Raw genomic sequence first — 18208 nt, 5'->3', positions numbered from 1 at the left:
TTCCGCGAGAGGATCAGCCGCGCGCCCGGAGCATGCGCATCAGCGTGCGATCGCGGTCGACGACCAGATGTTTCAGAGCCCCCGCAACGTGCAGGGCGATGAGAGGCCAGAAGAGCTTGGAGGCGGCCTTGTGGACCACCTCTCCGGCTTCATGAAGCCAGTCGACGCGCCCGGTGGGGCTCGGGATTGTAAACCAGTCGAAAACCGCCAGGTCGCGACCGGCCGACCAGACGGTCAGCGGCCCGCTGACGATGAGCAACAGGATCATCAGCAGGAAGAGCAGGTGAACCCCAAGGGCGGCGCGGCGCAGCCATGGGTTCCGCTCCAGGGATTCCGGATGCGGCTGCGAGAAGCTCCAGATCAGGCGCGCAGCCAGGAAGGTGAAGAGAAGCAGGCCGACCGAAACGTGCGTGTCCAGCGCGGCGAGCCGTTCGGCCCGATCCGAGGCCTCCTCCATTCGCTCTCCGAGGAGATAGAGGGCGATCACGCCCCCCGCCGAAATCCAGTGCAAGGCGATGGCGACCCAGCCGTAGGCTTGGCGAGTATTGGCGAAAGGCATCGGCTGTTCCCGCAGATTTCCGCCAAGTTCCGCCTCGCGCGATTCACCGCCTTGATCTTTGTCACGGAGCCGGTCGGGAGGGTGACCGCACGAAACACAGCGGCCCGCGGGGAACTCGCTCTCTCGCGCGTATATAACCCTGAGGCTCACCTATGCGGTGCGAGAAGCCAAGTTCGCTGAGCGCGGAAATTCGCCTCACCTTCCCGCCGCAAACGGGATTTGGCCATGAAAGACTTCAGTTCAAGAATTGGCCGCCGGCGAATTATGCGCAGTTTGTAGCGCCCTCGGTCTAGGGGACCCCCGTCCCCGGCTTTAGGGAGGGCCGCTCGTTCATGACACTCAAAGCTACCGCCGATGCCGGGCCGTTCTACCACGGTACGAAGGCGGATCTGAAAGCCGGCGACCTGATCGGCCCGGGTTACGCCTCAAACTACGGACGGCGAAAGGCGGCCGCCTATGTCTATCTGACCGCCACCCTGGATGCCGCGATCTGGGGCGCGGAACTCGCTCGAGGCGAGGGAGGCGGCCGGATCTACATGGTCGAACCCACAGGCCCGCTCGAAGACGATCCCAACCTCACCGATCAGCGATTTCCCGGCAATCCGACGCGCTCGTACCGCACCCGCGATCCGCTCCGCGTCGTCGGCGAAGTGGCGGACTGGCCAGGCCATTCGCCCGAACACCTCAAGGCCATGAAAGACCATCTGGCGGACCTGGAACGGCTGGGCGTCGAGGCTATCGAGGACTGAGCCCAGGCGCCTACTCCAACGCCGCCGCCATGCGGTGCAGGGTCTCGGCGGTCACCTCCCGGAGCAGCGAATGGGGATTGCGATAGATGGCGCTGTTGGCGCCGTGCTCGGCGCACTCCACCGACTCGATCCAGCAGCGCCCCCCCGTCGCCTCGGCCACCATCGGCTGGGCCGCCTCGAAGACGAACTGGGCCAGGCGTTCGCAGCTCGTGCCGGGAACCAGGCTCACGCGGGCCAGGCCGAGCTCGCCCAGGGCGAGGAACCGGTCCCGCTCGGGATCGTCTTCCGCCACCAGCAGGACGTGGTCGAAGGTCTCATGCAGCCACTCGCGGATGCGGCCGAAGCCGCCAGCGCCGAAGTCCACCACCCAGCCGCGGGCGTCCAGCTGCTCGGCCGCGAAGGTGAAGCGGAAGCCGAAGGAATAGCCGTGCAGTAGCGCGCAGTGGCTCTGCGCCGCCCACTGCCGTAGGGCGCAGGAAAGACCCCGCTCGCCGCCATAGGTCTTGGTCGAAAGCCACGCCATGCCCAACTCCGCATCCGGCGGGCATCATGCACGAGACGGCGGCGCCCAGGCTTGAACGATGTCAAGGCGGCCCGTTCGCCGGCGCAGGCTCGGCCAGCGGGGGTTCGGCCGAAGGGGGTTCGGGCGCGGCGGGATCGACCGGCGGAACCTCCAGCGGCTCCGTCTCCAACAGCTCTGCGTCCTCCCCCTCCCCCTCCGGCTCGGGCGGCGCCGGGCGTCGCGGCTGTAGCGCGACACTTGGTTTTGGAGCGTGGGACACTTGGTTTTGGAGCGCATCCGAAATTCCCCGCCCCGTAGCACCGTCCGCCTAAGGTCGCCACGCCACCCTTCCTCTATCCCAGCCGCTCACCCAGGCCTCGCCCTGTGAACCGCACTTCCGGCACCTGAACCGCATGGCCCTGACCGGCTGGCCTGGACGCGCCCGGGCCAGAGCTGCTGTGCCGGCGAACCCTCGGATCACGCGGCAGGGCTCGCAGTGGATGGCCAGCGTGCGGTCGTGAGCGACGACCTGGTCGATGGTCATGTCGCCGAGGGGCCGATACTCGACGTCGATGTGAGAGCCAGCGGGCATGCTGGCCGGAGCCTTTCTCCCAACCCGATGAGCGGTCGTCACCCCGTGTAGGCCGCCCGCACGGCCCAGGAGGTCGGCATCTAGACTCCGGCCGGGCGGGCGATCAAGGCCCGGAAATGATCACCTCCCGCGCCTCCTCGGCGCCGCGACCAGCGACGCCGTAGTGAGTTCCCACGCCCTCGATGTCGAAGGCGGCGAAGATCTGGCGAACCTCCGGAAGGTCGTTCAACGACAGTATGAACCGCCCCCGAAGGCGCTTCAGAGCCGCCGCCAGATTTTCGAACTCACCCCGCGAAAATAGCCCAGGGCCGTAGTCGCCTTCGCAGCCGTAATAGGGCGGGTCGAGATAGAAGAGCGTCTCCGGCGTGTCGTAGCGCGCCAGGAAGGCCGACCAGTCCAGCCGCTCGACGATCACGCCCGCCAGGCGCTCGTGGATGTCCTCCAGCACCACGCCGAGGCGGGTCACGTCGAACCGGCCCGAGCGGTGGTGGCTGACGCCGAAGTTCCGGCCATGCACCTTCCCGCCGAAGGCCAGGCGCTGGAGATAGAGGAAGCGGGCGGCGCGCTGCAGGTCGGTGAGCGTGGCGGGATCCACGGCCAGGAGGCGCTCGAACTCCGCCCGGCTGGTGAGCCGGAACTGCAGCTCGGCCCGGAAGTAGGCGTAGTGCTCCTGGACCACGCGATAGAAGGTCCAGACGTCGCCGGACAGGTCGTTGATCACCTCGGCCGCCGGCCGGGTGCGCCGGCGGAAGAACACCCCGCCCATCCCCACGAAGGGCTCGGCGTAGGTGCGGTGCGGCGTCGCCTCGATCCGCTCGACCAGGCGGCGGGCCAAATAGCGTTTGCCCCCGATGTAAGGGGCCGCCGGCGCCACGGGGCGGACCGGCGTAAGCGTGAGACTCGACTCCATGCTTTGTCACTGCTCAAAGAGCCCCGCCGGTGGCACCGGTGGCGGGACTGAAGGGGGCGTGCACCCCCCGGACGTGCGGGTTCGCCCCCCGCGGCTCTGGGCGTTGGCGCGCCCAGGCCCCCGCCGATTTGCCGGCCCCGGCCGCCGAGCGGGCCGGGTTCGCGCAAATCACGAGTTGCATTGACAGACTCTCACGCCCGGCGAAGGGATGACAGCTCCAACGTGGGAGGAAGATCATGGGCTGGATCTCTCGCGCCTGCATGGCGCTCGCCGCAGCTGCGGCACTATCAATGGCCGCGCCGGCGAGCGCGGCGACGGTCATCACCGGAACCTGGATGGCCGATGCGAGCGGGGACGTGGGGTTCGGGCTCAACGACCTGGGCATCGGGGAGCCAGGTAATTGGCGCATCGACTTCGAATTCTCCCGTAAAGGCGACGGCGTCCTCATGCTCGGCGGCGAAATTCGCTGGGCCTACTATTCCCTCGACCCCCTGACGATCATCGATGCGAACGAAGAGCCGTGGTGGCGCCTGCACGAGATCGCCTCGCCCCGCACGACAGGCCAGTTCCACTTCCGGCTCAACCCACCCCTCGTGAAGCAACTGGGCAAGAACCTCTACTACAGCGAGCTTGAAGGCCTCGATTACGGGATCGGCCTCAACCTCAACTTCGGGTCGGCCGGCCCCGTGGACTACAGGATCGCCGTCTACCGCGTCGGCCCCGTCCCAGAGCCCGCGACTTGGGCGCTCCTGATCGTCGGCTTCGGCCTGGCCGGCGCGAGGCTGCGCGCGCGCCGGGAGGGGGCCTACGCCACCACGTTGGCGTAGACCTCCAGCTCTTCGGTGTCCCCGGCCTCACCGGGGCCGTCCTTCCAGCTGAACGTCGCCCCCGGGCGCTGGCCGACTTCCTGATCTGTTCCTTCGAATTCTTCCTTCCTGGCCTCGGCCGCCGTGAAGGCGGCCGACTGCCCGGGCTCCACGATGGTCCAGGCCTCGGCGACGCTGATCACCAGCGGGTCGCCGGAGGCGTAGGTGGCGTGTGAGATGGTGATCTCGTGCTCGCCCGCGATCTCCGGCGTGTACTCGACGACCACGCCGTTGGTGCCTTCCGGCAGCACTACGGGATCGGCATCGAAGACGCCGGTGTTGTTGCTGGACAGGTCGGCCGTGGTGCCGGACGGCGCATAGCCGCTGACGTCGACCCGGAACAGGACCGGCTGGCCCACCAGGAGCGGCCCTTCGCTCAGCAGCTCCAGGCTCAGCGTGTGAACCGGCGGCCAGACGTTGCTGTCGACCGGGGTGAGCGCCGTGGAGCCGACCTTCTTGAACTTCGGGCCTCGGCCCCGGTTGATGCCGTCCACGTGGTTGTAGTCGCTGTCGCGGCCGAGGAAGACGATCAGCGGCGGATCTTCGCCCGGGAAGATCCCCTCGCCATTGTCGCCGATGAGGTCCGGAGAGAAGCGGCCGCGGATTTCGGGGTCGAGGACGTCCAGGAAACGCCTGTTGTCCACCACGTAGGCGAATAGCGTGCCCTGGAAGAAGTTCGATCCGTCGCCCCCGAACTGGTAGCCCGAGCCCGTCTGATTGTAGGTCCATTGCGCCCGGCCGCCGGCGGTCCAGGTCGAGTGCGAGAACTGCTGGAAAGTCCCCAGTTCGTCGAGCATGGCGCCGCGAGAGCCATTGGCCGGGTCGGGTTCTCCGAGACCGTTCACGGCGTCCAGATCCGCCGACATCCAAATCTGATAGCGGCGGCCGTTCGTCAGCTCCGGCGTCGACATCTGGAAGACGATGGCCCCTGAGGAGTTCGCCAGCACCGCCCGGATCACTTTGGTGTTCACCAGCTGCAGGCGTAGGGCGCGCTGTTGTGCGCCGCGGCTGACCGGGATCGTCGTAGGGATCGTCGCCGGGTCGAACCTGAAGTTGAGGTACATGACCAGCTTCCCCGTGTCCTCGCTGTCGAGGACGGTGGGGCCGGCGGTGTTCAGGGAGTCGGTCCCGTCGAACTGCACGCCTGGGAAGTCGTTCGCCGACCTGGTGGTGATCCGGAAAGTAAGCGGCGTTCCGGCCAGGTCGGCCGTGCCCTGGACGGTGGTGCTGTGGGCAGCGGCCGACAGGCGACGCGGCCGGATGTAGTGCTCGACGGGGACCGTGATGTCCTCGCTGGTCCAGGGCGTGACGATGGTGACCCCGTCCTCGGCGACGACCTCGATCTCCATGTCGGTGATGTCCGTCAGCGGCAGGACCGCGCCTTGCGGCCCGCGAACGCGGCTGAGCTTGCCAACGACCATCTGCCCTAGCTCGGCCCCGTTCACCTCGCGCCAGCCGGCGAAGGGTCGCAGGTTGCTGGTGATCAGCGGGCCGGTGAGGAAGGTCTCCAGATCCATGTCCGGAGGCCCCCAGGCCTGGAAAGCCGGCTTGCGGCGATAGGCGTTCCAGACCGCCTCCGGCGAGTTCAGGGGGCCGGGCGCGTTGATCACGTCGCCGCCCTGGACCAATGAGGCGTAAGGGATCTTGGAGCCGCGCGGGCCAATGTAGAGGCAGGTGTCAACCCGGTAAGGCGCTGGCGCGCCGGGCTCGGCCGTAATGGAGCCCTCGATGATGCCTCGCTCGAAGAGCGCAACCCCGCCCTTACGCTCGCTGGTCACGTCATAGGAGGTGATGACGGTTGGGGTGGTGCCCGCTGTCCGGCCGGGATTGGTCCCCAGGAAGGGCGCGACGATGTATGCGTCTTCGAGATAGGCCGCCTTGATCCCGTAGGGGCTGTCATCGGACAGCAGTACAGGGTTCAGCAGATCGAACCGGCGAAAGATGATCCCGCCGGAGGCGGAGTCCTTGCCGGCCCTGTAATGCACAGCCTGCGCGGTCTTGCCGCGGGTGACCGGGCGGCGGGCCATGAAGGGCTGGATGAACGCCACGCGCCCGTGGTGAACGTAAGCACTTGGGGCGGCGTCAGCCGTCACGCGGGCGCCTTGCCAGAAGTCTTGGTGGGGATCACCGCTATCGCGCGGATCCGCGAAGGCTTCCCAGAACAGCGGCTGCTCGACGACGACCTTCTGGCCCGGATAAGCGCTCCGATAGAGACTGATGAAGGCGTCCTTGTAGAGCCGGTTCAAGACAGGGCGACGGTGTAGGATGTCGCCGAAGCGATCCTTGGAGAAAGCGCCGCGAACGTCGCTCAGCAGCAGATCGATCGTCGTCAGCTTGCCAGTTCGCAGGCCCCCGTCGCCCTGCATGAACTGCGGCCCGTTGCCGATGCGATTGTAGGCGCAGAAGGCCGACCCATGGCCCGGGCGCGGGTTGCCGCCGTTGCTGGCGTCGGGATAGGAGAAGCCGGTCGTCGTCACCCATTGCGGGTCGGTCGAGGAGAAGTCGTCCTCGTAGAACCTCGTCGTGTCGTAGGGTTCATGGTCCGGCCCATACCCATGGACGCCCATGACCCCGTCGAGGATGAGGTCGCCAGAGCCCGAATTATAAGGGTGGATCATGGCCAGAATGACGCTAGCTGGCTGCAGGAACTCGGGGTTCGCCACCCGCCATTCCGGCCACGTCTGCCCCAGGGTCGGCCAGCCGGGAAAGCGGATCGCCAGGTTGCGAAGATGGAGGCTCCGCGAACCGTCGATCCGGAGCTGAGAAATGTGCGCCGTGCGGTTGAAGTTGGCCGGATGCCAGGCCGGTAGATCGGCATAGAAGGCGCCCGCGCCGACCGTCTGAGCCTCGATCACCAGCTCGTTCACTGACGAGGCGGAGAGGTTCAGGATCCCGTAAGACGTGGCCGAGGGCGCGAGCTGGATCGTGTCGCCGGCGGAGGCGTCGCCGGCGACGAGGCCGGCCAGCTCGGCGGCGGAGTTCGCAATATAGGTCGGCACGTCAGCCCCCCGTGAAGACCCGCACGGGCACGCCGCCGGCGGGAACAGAGATCGTCACCTGGTTGCCGCTGGGCACGTCGCCGAGCGGCGCATTGATCGCGGCGAAGCCCCCGGCCGGGACGTTCACCACGAACAGGTCCGGATCGCCGGGGTCGCCCGGATCCTCCGGCTCGCGGGGGCCGTTCGGCTGGCCCGGCGCGAGCGGCCAGCCCCGGGCGATGCCGTATGCCTTGCCCAGCCGCATCTCAGGTCAGGCTCGCGAAAATGTTGGCGGGCGCCCCGCCGACCAGGGCGACGCGCAGGGTGGCGTCCATGCCCACCACCACACCCGTGCGCCCCTCGGCGTTCAGTGTGGCCACGTCGAGCCAGGCCGCACCGTCCGGCCCCAGGGCCTGCAGCTTCGCCGTTGTCCCCCCGAAGGTCCCGGAGACCGACCAGATGTAGCTGTCCGGCTTCACGCCAATCACCGCTTCCCCAGTGGCGTTGGCGTCGGCCAGTAGGGCGTAGGTGGCCGGCGTCACCGCCTTCACCAGCTCATCGAGCAGCGCATAGTCCTCATTGGCCATGCCGACCGAGAAGCTGCCGGCTGCCGGCTTGCGGCCCAGCGACGCCGGCAGGCGCGTCAGGAGAGCCGTCCAGCGCTGGAGCCCACGCTTCACCAGGGAGAACAGGCTCGCATCGGACTCGTCCTCCTCGGCCGCGGGATCGGCCTTGGTCCCGATGCGGCCGAGCAGCAGGGTCTGGTTGGCCGCGCTGGCGTCGCCGCCGCCACCTCCGCCGCCGCCGGAGACCGGCAGGCCGGAAGGCGGATCGGCGGCCTGGATGAAGGCCATCTTCTGGCCGGTCTCGATGGGATGCAGGATCGGCCGCTGGCCTTGCTCCAGGCGCACGCCGCCGGCTTCGGTGGCGGTGGGGTTCACGGCTGCAGCGGTGGCGACGACGGCGCCGCTCAGGCAGGAGATCCGCGCGAACACGCCGCCCAAGGCGCCGCGGGCGTCGGGCGGGAACGCCGGCGCGGCCTCCGATTGGATGCTCGCCTCGCCCACCTCCAGCGTCTGAGCCGGGGCGACCACCTCCTGGATGGTGTCGGAGCTGATGCCGTAGGCGTCGCCGCCGCGGCGAGGCCGGACATAGTCGATGCGGATCTTCGCCATGGCGATCACTCGGCGGCCGTCGCCGGCCACCCCTCCTCGATGTCGATGCTGGAAAGGGCCTGGGCGTCGGCAGCGGCGGCGACGGCCGCGCAGAGGGCCATGGAGCGGTCGAAGCAGGCCTGGACGTGGTTGCCGACCTCGACCCCCAGATAGGTGGCGGTCGCCAGGTCGAGTTCGACGAAGACGCCGGGGGCGGACTCCCAGTTCAGCGCCGGTCGGCCGGGCTGCTTGTCGAACAGCAGCACAGCGCCGGTGATCTTGCCCTGGCCCTTCTCGTCGGTGGCGATCCGGACGCCGTTGCGCACGATGCCGGCGGTCTCCACCGCCCAGCGCTTGGCGCGGATGTCCTCGACCTTCGCCGCCTTCAGCTCGGCGAGAGGGATCGGCTCCAGCTCCAGCACCTCGGTCACGACGTCGGCGACCAGGGCGAGGTGCGATCCCACCTGGCGGGAGCCATAGGGGACTTCGAAGGGCTCGTGGATCTCCACCACGCCGATCTCGGCGAGCTGCTCATCGGTCCAGGTGGCCAGCACGCTGGGCGGGTGCTGGATCTCATTGGCGACGAAGGCTCCGGAGATCTCGACCGGGCCGGTGGGTGTTAGGAGCGCACGGCGTTTCATCAGTAGAGCATCTCGATCAGGAAGCCGGTGGTGGAGCCGTTGGACGAGCCGCCCATGGGGATGGGCGTTCCGTTGACGTAGGCGTCGGGGTCCAGGAGGTCGGCGATCATCCAGAAGGGTCCGAATGCGCCGGAGGACGTGGTGTGGCGAGTGGTGAACGGCGCGCCCACGGATGGAGGCGCGGTGGTCGAGGCGTTGCCGAGGCCCACGAGGATCAGTCCGCCGCAGTTGCTGGCCTTGGTGATGCCGGGCAGCAGCGGCCCAGCTCCGCTGGCCGTCGCGGTCTGACGGAACGCCAAGGCGAAGGGCCCTCGGTAGAGCGCCCAGACGCTGGGGGCGGTCGAAAGGACGAGCGACCCGATGATGTCGGCGTGCTGGATCGGCCGGGCGTGACCGGGCGACACGCTCTGGAACGGCTCTCCGGCTCCGCCGGACACAGTCGCCCCTGCCACGAACAGGATATCGAACGGCGAGGCTTCCGGCGGCAGCGGGATCGCGCCGGCGCCGGCGCCGGTGTCCCGCTTGCCGGACCCGACATGGACGGCCGCGCCGCCGATCAGGAAGCCGCCGGCGCCGTGGTTGGCGTGGGGAAAGGGCAGCATCAGGCGAAGCCCCTCAGGAGCGCCGCCTCGATGAACGTACTCGAGTGGACGAAGTAGCTGACCGTCGTGATGGCGTTGGGGGCCAGCGCGATGTCCTTCACCCCGAGCGGGAAGTAGTAGAACGAGCCGAAGGAGAGCGTGCGGCCGCCAGTGGCGTCCTGCTGGAAGCGAAACCTGCCTGAATGGCCAGGCTTATGGTTCGTCGGGTTCGCCAGCACCGCATGGGCCGTCAGAGCGTTCACATGCCGATTGAACCCGGCGTCCAGATCCGGGGTCATGGTGGTGGCGAAGGGCATGTTGACCGACGCCGCCGACTGGATGAGGCCAAGCGCCGAGAGGAACTTCGTGTTGTCCAAGAAGGCGCGGATCTCGGCGACGGTCAGAGGCAGGAACTGCGCAGCGGCGGCCAAGGCCGCGTTAGCGGACTGCAGGGCGTCGTCGGCAGAGAGTTGGGCCGCCGCGGCGTGTTCCGAGCCCATCAGGATCTGCTCGGCCGCCGTGCTGATGTAGGCGAGCACCGTCCCGAGGTCGACCAGGGCGGCAGGGAAGTTCTGGACGTGGCCGTCGCCGTTCAGGCCGCCAGGGTTGGCGACGCTCTGGATGCCGGAGTTGTAGTAGCCGCTGAGCAGGCGATCTCGCGCCTCCTGATAGCTCATGCGAGGGTCTCCTTCAGGACGGCCACCACCTGGTGGGCGCGCTCGTAGGTGAAGCGGGCGTCCGGCAGACGCTCGAAGGTCGCCGGGAAGGCCTGGCGGATCAGGCTGGGCTGGTGGTCGAGGTTCGGGACGAAGATCACCGGCCGGGTGACGCCCACCCGAACTCCGGCGTCGAAGAACCGGTGGGCTTCGTCGGTGGTCAACGAGGAATAGGGCACGGTCAGGCTGCGCCGCGCCCGCCGGCGCTCTCCGATGATCCGGCCGGAGGGCGCTTCGTCGACCAGGTCGCGCGCCTGCAGGCCCAGCGAGTGGCCGCGGTCGAAGTTGATCGCCGGCGAAAAGCCCGAGGCGATCCAGAGGCCGCCCAGGTCGAAGAAGCCGTGCTCGTTGAACTCGTCGTTGAACTCCAGGCGCATCGCCCCGGTGAGCTGGGCCGGATACGGGATCCAGAGATGCCGCGGCAGGAGGTCGATCTCCTCCAGGCTGATCTGGCCGCTCCACCAGTTGGTGGTCTCCCACGGCAGCATCCGCGAGGGGTTCATGCGGCCGTAGACCGGCGTCCAGTCTGTCTGGAAGACCGGGTCGTCGAGGTCCCGCTCGATGCCGGCGATGGTCAGGCGATAGCGCGCGTCGATGCTGAGCGTGTGGAACAGCACGGCGATCAGGCTGGTCACCCGGGCCGTGGGAAGGTCGAGCGCCAGCCGGCTGGCGTCCGGATCGTCGACCGCCAGGCATCGGGCCGGCGCGGCCACGTAGCGGTCGTCGGTCTTCAGGTTGTCGAGCGGCAGCTCGGGCGCCCAGTCGCCCTCCTCGCGGAAGATCGCCGTGCGGGTCAGGTTGATGTCGGAGAAGCGCCCCACCGCCGCCATGGCTAACCCCACAGCGTCCAGACCGCCTGGTCGCGGCGCTGCGGCCGGAACAGGTCGCGCGCCACCAGGAGGAAGTTTTCCGCCACGCCGAGCGGCGGATAGTCGACGGCGACGGTCGCGCCGAGGTGGACGGCCAGCGCCGCGTCGTCGTTGACGATGGGCGCCTTCCACATGCGCCGCGGCGCGCCGTCCGGACGCAGACCGACGATGCCCCTGAGGGCTTCGGCCAGTGCCTCGGCGGCCGCCTCGGTGCGCAGGGCCGTGTCGATGGTCACCGTCGCCCAGGCCTTGGGGAAGCGGGCCTTCACACCCTCGTCGGCGACGACGGCGTAGCGATACTCGGCCGCCAGGCGCTCCTCGTCGTCGGTGTCCCGCACGCTGGCCTTCAGTTCGGTGCGGGAGAAGGTGGTGTAGATCCGGCCCCAGCCGACGCGGATCTCTCCGACCGGCGCTGGCGCGGGCTCCGGACGGAAGTCGACGATCTGGTCGAAGGCCAGGGCGAAGTCCGCCGTCTCGGCCGGCGGCGCGAAAGGGATCGCCTGCCACACGCCCTCACGGTCCGGCAGGACGGCGGCGAGCGCGCTGCGGCCGACGAAGGCCGCCAGGTCCATGGCGTTCACCGGCTCGGACGCGAAGACGCCGACGACGGAGGCCGAGGCGAGCCCGGGCACGGATGCGCCGATCCGTTCGGCCGGAACCCCGCCCTTGGCCAGCAGCCGCGCCAGAACCGGTCCGGGCGTCTCCACATAGGTCCCGCCCGCCTTGTCGCCCTTGCAGCCGAAGGTGAGGCCCAGAACGGGCGCGCCGTTGATCTTGACCAGGCCCCGGCCGATGTCGGTGCGGTAGCTGGCGGCCGCCGGCGTCGCCCCGTCGAAGGCCGCGCCCGACAGGTCGCCCTGGGCGGCGTAGCCGGCGTCGACCCCGCCGTCGAAGATCTGCACGTTCCCCTGGATCGGTCCGTCGTGGAGCTGGTGGACGCGCTGGCCGGCGTTCACCTGCGGTCCCGGTATATGCGCTCCGGTGAGGTCGCCGAGAGCCAGCGGCTTGGGCCGGCCCTTCAGCCCGCCGGCGACGCCCTCATAGAGTACGCCGCCCACGCCGTTGCCGCCGGCGTAGAGCGTCTCCTGGATCGCCTTCTCCAGCTCGGCCCGATAGTCGTAGAGCGGCACGCGAACGGTCGCATCCACCTCGGCCAGGCCGCAGAGGCCCTTGAGCATCGACACGGCGGCCGAGAAGGGCGTGCCCTCGGTCCAGCGCCAGATGCGGATCTCGCCCCAGGCGAAGGCCTGATAGGCGTCGAGGGCATGGTCGGTGTTCACCAGCTGCAGGGTTCCCGCGCCGAGGCTGGGCGTCAGGGTGGTGACATCCTCGAACAGCGCCTCGCGGAACGCCGGCGGCTCCTTCAGCCGGTCGTCCCAGACCAGGTTGGCCTTACCCGCCGCCGTGGGCGGGAACGGCCGGATCGCGCGGTCGGCGAAGCGAAGGGTCGAGGTCTCGCCGGCCGGCGAGGTCACGTCGATCTCCACCAGGATCACGGTCCCGTTCATGCGGCGATCCCCCGCTTTCGCAGGAAGGCCTGGGTGGCGGACGTGGCGTGGGCCAGCTCGGCGGTCGCCAGGGCGCCCAGGGCCGCCTCTTGGGCCAGCTGGGCGAGCCGCTCGTCGAGGGCGCGCTGACCGCCGGCGATGGCCTCGCCGACCGACTTCAGCTCAGCGACCGTCGCGCTCTGAAGCGCGTTCAACCGGGCTTCGAGCGAGGCTTGAAGGGCCGTCAGGGCGTTCACCTGGCGGTCGGTCTGCGGGGTGATGACGTCGGCGTACATCGCTCGGAACTGGCCGAGATCGATGGCCAGCTTCGCGGCCAGGCCGCCCTCGCCGTTGTCGTTAGCCGCCAGCAGGCCGGTTTCGGGATCCAGGAAAATCTGCTGCAGCGCCTTGGCCAGGTCGGCCATGACGGTCTCGGTCGTCTGGGGCTGGAGGCCCATGGCGGCGATGCCGGCGACGTCGGCCCGGATCTGGTTGGCCAGCGCCAGGCGGGCCTGCGCGCTGTCCGTGGCCTGGCGGTCAAGGGCGAGCAGGCGGTCGGCGTAGGCGGTCAGGTTCTGGGCAGCGGTCGCATCGCCGGACTGAGCTTCACCGAGGACGCGGAGATACTGCGCCAGCGCTTCGTCCCGGGCGGCCTTGGGCGACAGCTCCGCGTACTCGGAAACGCCCATGGCATCGAGCCACTGCAGGAGGCGGGGCCGCAGCTGGGCGAAGGCGTTGCCGGCCTCGTCCACTTCCTTGGTCAGCTCGGCCAGGCGCAGGTCCCGCAGGAGTTCGATCTGATCCAGGATCTCCGGCGGCAGCTGACCCGCGGCGACCAGGGCGTCGGCCTGGCTGCGCATGCCGGCGATCTCTTCCTCGATCTCACGCGAACCGCGGGCGAGCTGGTAAGCGCGCGGGTCCAGGATCTTCAGCAGACCTTCCTGGACGTTGGTTTTCAGCTTGTCGGCGGTCGACATCGCCGCAGCGCCGAGGCGCGCCAGGGCGTCAGCTGTCTGCAGGGTCTTCAGGTCGTCCAGCTTCTGCAGGGCGTCGGCCGAGATCAGGCCCGCGGCGATCAGCTCCTCGGCCTGGGTCTTCAAGGCCTGATAGCTGGCCTCGATAGCCTCCAGGGCCTTCTTGCGCTCGAAGGCCGCCGGGTCGGTCAGCTGCAGGATCGCGTCCTCGATGGACTGCATGATCGAGCGGCCGGCGGCGATCTTGGTGGCGGCCTCTTCCAGGCTGGCCGCCTGGCGCACCACGTTCTTCTCGGCCTCCGACAGGTCGGACGCGCCGGCCTCGATGGCCTTGAGGATGGTGGCGCGAACCACCTCGGCCGCCAGCTTCTCGGGATCCTGGAAGCCGGTGAACTGCGCGCCGGAGAAGCCGCCGCCGTCGCCGCCGAACCAACCCTGGCCGAGGTTGCCGGTGTTCTTGCCCTGGACGTAGCCGAAGGACCCTAGGTTGCCGGAGAGCTTCGACAGATCGAGTTTGAAGAGGTCAGCCGCAGCGTTGAGGCTGGCCACGATCTGCTGGGCGGCCTGGTTGGTCTTGTCCAGGGGGCCGTTGTCGAGCGACTGGCCGCCGGTGATCGCGAACTGGCCGTTCTGGACGCCGATGTCGGTGCGGGCGTAGGGCCGCTGATCGTCCTTGAACAGGCTCCCAATGGCCAGGGCGGCGATGGCGGCGATAGGGCCAAGCACGGCGGCGCTGGACAGGGCAGCGCCCAGGCCGCCTGCGATGGCCGTGCTGGCGCCCATGCTGAGCGCCGTGTTCGCGATCCCCGCCCCGAGCCAGCCCGCGCCCATAGTGCCGGCGAACGCCGTGCCGAGGGCGGAGCCGCCGAGGCTGAGCGCCAGGTCAGTGCCTTGCCGGCCTGTCCCAAGGCCCATGGCCTGGCCCAGGGCCATGCCCGCGCCGGCCGAACCGAGCAGGGAGCCGAGACCCGTACCGAGGATCGAACCGAGGAGGCCGCCACCGCCGTTGCCCCCGATCAGGCCGTTGATGCCACCGACCGTGGCGTTGATGATGATATCGATCGGCTGCTTCAGCAGCGCCTCGTAGACGGCCTCTCGAAGGCGGCGCTTGGCGTACTCGGCGACCTGGTCGAAGCCGAGTTCTCCCCCTTCGACATAGGCGCGGCGGAGATCCTCGCGCAGATCCCCGATGGCGCGGGCGTGGGCCTCGTTGTCGGCGTCGCGGGTGGCCAGGATCCGCGAGCGGAGCTTCAGCTCGTCTTCGGAGAGCTGGTTGTTCTCTCTCGCCAGGCGGATCGCCCACTCCCGGGCGCGGATCTCGATCTCACGCTCGCGGTTGGTCATGCGGAGAAGCTCCAGCTCCTCCTGCTGCATGCGCACGAAGTCGGCGTTGTCGTTGGCGGCCTGCAGCTGCAGGAGCAGTTCCACCTTCTCGCGGATCTGCTCGATCTGTTCGGCGGTGAGCGTCTTGCCCGCGCGCTCCACCTCCAGCCGCACGGCTTCGGCCTTGGCGAAGTCCGCCATGGCCCGGGCGCCGCCCTGGATGGCGGCCGTGCGGGCGCGCTCGCTGGCGATCTGACGGTCGATGTCGCGCACGGTGTTGGCGACCCGCTCGGCCTTCTCGGTCGCGATGGCCTGGCGCTCGCGGGCCTCGGCCGCGGCGATGGCGGCCTCCGCTTCGGCCCGGTCCGCGCCGGTGAGCTGTTCGAGCGTCTCGATGCCGATCTCGCGCTGGGCGGCGAGGCCGGCCTCCGTGACGCGCAGGTTCTCCAGCGCCTGTTCGCCGGCGACGGCGGCCGCCGTGCGACGCTGGAGCGCCTCGCGATCCAGCTCGGCGGTGCGTTGCAGGCCGATTGCCCTGGCGACGCGCTCGTTCGCCAGGTTGAGGCGCTCGCTCTCCTCGGCCGCCTGGCGGATCCGTCCGGCCAGCGCGCCCTCGGCGGCGGTGAGCTTGTCCTTGTGGGCCAGGCCCGCCTTCTCGACGGCCTGGCGGCCGGCGTCCTTCACCCGCCACTCGTCCAGGGCGACGCCGCCGGCGCGCAGGGCTTCGCGATAGGCCTTGAGGGCCACTACGTCGGCTTCCAGATCGGAAGCCAGCCGCCCGGCGCGCTTCGACTTCCCCTTGCCGTCGTCGGGCAAGGCGTTCGCCGGGATCTCCTCCTTGAACTGTTCGAGCGGCGCGGCCATGGCGTTCTGCGCCGCAGCGAGGAGGCGGTCGCGCTGCTCGCGGCGCTTAGCGAGGAGGGCCTCGGTCTCCTTCGCCGCCGCGTCCTGCGCCAGGTTGCGCTGCGCCTCGGCCCGGAGATCGGCCGGCATGCCCGCTTCACCGACCCCTGCGGCGAGCATCGAGAGCGCGGTGGAGCGGCGGCGGGTCTCGCGCCGCTCGATCTCGTCGATGTCCGTGGTGGCCGTGGCTGCGGCGGCCAGCAGGTGGTTCACCGCCGCGGCCTTCCGGGCCGCCGCCAGGCGGAAGGTCTGATCGGCGAGCTTGCCCACCGAGCCGGCCAGGGTGTCGGTGGGATCGACGGCGTTCCGCGACTCCGAGCCCATGCCCCCGATGGCCGACCCGGCGGCCAGGCCCAGCCGCTCGGCCTCGGCGAGCGCCTCGTCCAGGGCGAGGGTGTTGGCGTCGAGCCGGCGGGCCTCCTCGGCCGCCTCCGAGGCGCTGAAGGCGTAGGCCGCCAGGCCCGCCACCGCGACGCCGCCGGCGAGCGCCGCCACGATGCCGAGCGGACCGCCCAGGGCGGTGGTCGCAGCGGCCAGCAGCCCGACGCCCTGCGCGGCCGCTACGGCCTGCGTCGCCGCACTGGCCAGCATGGCGCCCACGCGGACGCCGGCCAGGGCGCCGAGGACGATGGTGGCCGTCTCGGCGTTGCTCGCCAGGAAGCCCAGCGCCTGGGCGCCAAACCCGGCCAGCTCGCCGAGCTGGCGGCCGAGATCCGCCAGCGCCTCAATCGTCTCTTCCTCGGTAAGGGCGCGGTTGAGGTCGGAGATGCCTTCCACGACGCCGCCCAGGAAGGCCTCGCCGCCCCGGGCCGACAGGTCGAAGAGAGCAGTCTGCAGCTTACCGAGTTCGACGCGGGCGCGGCCGATGTCGCTGGTCAGGTGGCGCTCGATGGCCGGGCCGAACTCGGTGCGCAGCTGCTGGGCGAACTTGGGCAGGAACTCGGTCGAGAGCAGCTTGCCCTGCTCGATCATCTTGTTGAGTTCGGCGGTGCTGACGCCCATCGCCCGGGCGGCGATGTTCACAGCGCCGGGGATCGCCTCGGCCAGCTGTTGGCGGATCTCTTCCATGGAGACCACGCCCTTGGAGGCGATCTGCTGGATGGCCATCAGGCCGCGGGAGACCTGTTCGTTGGAGCGGCCCATGGCCAGCCCGGCCTCGGCGACGCCCAGCCAGACCTCCCGCGTGTCCTGGCCGGCCATGGCCGTGCCGTTGGTGGCGCCGGCGAGGCCCAGGAACTCCTGCGTCGCCTTCCGCACGTCGAGACCGAGCCTTGCGGCCTCGGCCCGGACGAAGCCCATCTCCGCCTTCGATCCGGATAGCCCGCCGGCGACCGCGCCCAGGCCGATCTCGAAGCCCTTGGCGGCGGTGGCGGCCTCAGTGAGGTTCGACGCAAGCTGGCGCGCGCCCACAAAGCCGAGGGCGGCGGCAAGCGCGGCGACGGCGGCGGAAGCGCGCTGGGTCTTCTGTTCGAACGACTGGGTGGCGGCCTCGGCTTGGCGGAGATCTCCGCCGGCCTTCCGCGCGCGCTGCCCCAGGCGCTCGACGGCGCCCGCCCCCTGATCGACGGTTCCCACCCATTGCTTGGCATCGGCGTCGAGCCGCAGGCGGACGACAAGTTCGCTCACGCGCGGGCCTGCCTTTCCTGCGACCAGGCCACCAGGGCCTCGCTCTCCAGGATCCGGAGGCGGGAGAAGACGTCAGGCGTCACATCGATGCCGGCCATGCGGGCGGCAGGCTCGATAGCGGCGTAGTTGAGGCCCGTCCGGACGACTGACGCCGACGAGAGGGTGGCGAGGCTCAGCATGTGCCACTGCGTCTGGGTGGCCAGCAGGAGGCTCACCGCCGCAACGTTCTCCGGAAAGACGTCGAAGCTCTCGTCCTCGACCGCGCCCTTGAAGCGGGCGACGGCCGCGGCGACGTCGGCCTCGGCGGCGCCGAACTCGCGCAGATCCGCGACCAGGCGGTCCAGCTCATCGGTCGACCAGGTCGCGTCGTCGAGGCGGCCTACGGCGAAGAGCCGCGCCGCCTGGGTCAGTTTTTTACGGCCACCCCGTGGGTGAAGTTGCGGTAGGCGGCTTGGATGGCCTCGCGCACGTAGGGCGTGCCCATCATCTTGACGAACAGGTCCTCGGTCAGCGTCGTCTCCTCGCCCTTGCCAAAGCCCACGAAGAAGCGACGCGCCAGCTCGTAGGCGTCCTTCGCCTCGGCGATGGCCGCCTCGATCTCGGCCTGCTGCAGGAGCTTGAAGCGCGCCGTGAAGGTCTGGACCTCCACCTTGCCCCCATCGGTGGGCACGTTGACGGACACGGGCCAGTCCGCCTCGACCGCCTGGTCGAGGCTCTGGAAGTTGAATTTGACGGCCATGGTTCATGGGTTCCTTGTCGTTCGAAGGCCATGTGAAGG

The 18208-nt window shown here is 69.6% G+C and carries 16 protein-coding genes; 2 read left to right on the top strand and 14 right to left on the bottom strand.

The features are described from left to right. Positions 1-13 precede the first annotated feature (13 nt). Positions 14-559 carry a cytochrome b gene (locus ACK41C_RS10550; protein ID WP_409653526.1) on the bottom strand — a complete coding sequence of 182 codons (546 nt, stop codon included), beginning with the start codon at positions 557-559 and terminating at the stop codon, positions 14-16. A gap of 332 nt (positions 560-891) precedes the next feature. Here ACK41C_RS10550 and arr point away from each other — a divergent pair, with 332 nt between their 5' ends. Then, a complete protein-coding gene (gene arr / locus ACK41C_RS10545) occupies positions 892-1308 on the top strand; it encodes an NAD(+)--rifampin ADP-ribosyltransferase (protein ID WP_409653523.1) in 417 nt (138 codons plus the stop codon). 10 nt (positions 1309-1318) lie between these two features. On the opposite strand, the gene ACK41C_RS10540 is transcribed toward arr, so the two are convergent. Then, entirely contained in the window at positions 1319-1831 is a 513-nt protein-coding gene (locus ACK41C_RS10540; protein ID WP_409653520.1) for a 6-pyruvoyl trahydropterin synthase family protein, read from the bottom strand. A gap of 674 nt (positions 1832-2505) precedes the next feature. Next, positions 2506-3312: a DNA adenine methylase gene (locus tag ACK41C_RS10535; protein WP_409653517.1), complete on the bottom strand. Its 807-nt coding sequence runs from the start codon at positions 3310-3312 to the stop codon at positions 2506-2508. A gap of 236 nt (positions 3313-3548) precedes the next feature. Between ACK41C_RS10535 and ACK41C_RS10530 the strand changes: the two genes are divergently transcribed. Continuing rightward, entirely contained in the window at positions 3549-4139 is a 591-nt protein-coding gene (locus ACK41C_RS10530) for a PEPxxWA-CTERM sorting domain-containing protein (RefSeq protein WP_409653515.1), read from the top strand. On the opposite strand, the gene ACK41C_RS10525 is transcribed toward ACK41C_RS10530, so the two are convergent. The 11 genes from ACK41C_RS10525 to ACK41C_RS10475 form a co-directional block, all read right to left on the bottom strand. Then, complete coding sequence (locus tag ACK41C_RS10525) at positions 4118-7177, bottom strand: hypothetical protein (RefSeq protein WP_409653513.1); 3060 nt, start codon at positions 7175-7177, stop codon at positions 4118-4120. The genes ACK41C_RS10530 and ACK41C_RS10525 overlap by 22 nt on opposite strands. 1 nt (position 7178) lies before the next feature. Next, entirely contained in the window at positions 7179-7421 is a 243-nt protein-coding gene (locus ACK41C_RS10520) for a hypothetical protein (RefSeq protein WP_409653510.1), read from the bottom strand. 1 nt (position 7422) lies between these two features. Then, positions 7423-8331, bottom strand: a complete 909-nt coding sequence (locus ACK41C_RS10515) for a hypothetical protein (protein WP_409653508.1) — start codon at positions 8329-8331, stop codon at positions 7423-7425. Between the two features lie 5 nt (positions 8332-8336). Next, the gene (locus tag ACK41C_RS10510) at positions 8337-8951 is read right to left on the bottom strand and encodes a DUF4376 domain-containing protein (RefSeq protein ID WP_409653505.1); all 615 of its coding nucleotides are present in this window, start codon (positions 8949-8951) and stop codon (positions 8337-8339) included. Further along, positions 8951-9553 (bottom strand): hypothetical protein, encoded by a 603-nt coding sequence (locus tag ACK41C_RS10505; protein ID WP_409653503.1) that lies wholly within the window; start codon positions 9551-9553, stop codon positions 8951-8953. The genes ACK41C_RS10510 and ACK41C_RS10505 overlap by 1 nt, the downstream gene beginning before the upstream one ends. Further along, on the bottom strand, positions 9553-10209 hold the full coding sequence (locus ACK41C_RS10500) for a hypothetical protein (RefSeq protein WP_409653500.1): 657 nt from the start codon (positions 10207-10209) through the stop codon (positions 9553-9555). The genes ACK41C_RS10505 and ACK41C_RS10500 overlap by 1 nt, the downstream gene beginning before the upstream one ends. After that, complete coding sequence (locus tag ACK41C_RS10495; protein WP_409653497.1) at positions 10206-11078, bottom strand: hypothetical protein; 873 nt, start codon at positions 11076-11078, stop codon at positions 10206-10208. The genes ACK41C_RS10500 and ACK41C_RS10495 overlap by 4 nt, the downstream gene beginning before the upstream one ends. A 2-nt stretch (positions 11079-11080) precedes the next feature. Continuing rightward, entirely contained in the window at positions 11081-12625 is a 1545-nt protein-coding gene (locus ACK41C_RS10490) for a hypothetical protein (protein WP_409653495.1), read from the bottom strand. Beyond that, on the bottom strand, positions 12622-17430 hold the full coding sequence (locus ACK41C_RS10485; protein WP_409653492.1) for a tape measure protein: 4809 nt from the start codon (positions 17428-17430) through the stop codon (positions 12622-12624). Before ACK41C_RS10485 ends, ACK41C_RS10490 begins: the two co-directional genes overlap by 4 nt. Continuing rightward, positions 17427-17753 carry a DUF1799 domain-containing protein gene (locus ACK41C_RS10480; protein WP_409653989.1) on the bottom strand — a complete coding sequence of 109 codons (327 nt, stop codon included), beginning with the start codon at positions 17751-17753 and terminating at the stop codon, positions 17427-17429. The genes ACK41C_RS10485 and ACK41C_RS10480 overlap by 4 nt, the downstream gene beginning before the upstream one ends. An 83-nt stretch (positions 17754-17836) precedes the next feature. Beyond that, complete coding sequence (locus ACK41C_RS10475; protein WP_409653997.1) at positions 17837-18169, bottom strand: hypothetical protein; 333 nt, start codon at positions 18167-18169, stop codon at positions 17837-17839. Positions 18170-18208 lie beyond the last annotated feature (39 nt).

Origin of the sequence: Phenylobacterium sp. (genome assembly GCF_046290725.1) — a bacterium.
In the GTDB taxonomy this organism is placed as follows: Bacteria; Pseudomonadota; Alphaproteobacteria; order Caulobacterales; family Caulobacteraceae; genus Phenylobacterium.
Note: the sequence above shows the minus strand (reverse complement) of the source record. Positions and strands in the feature narration are given on the sequence as shown.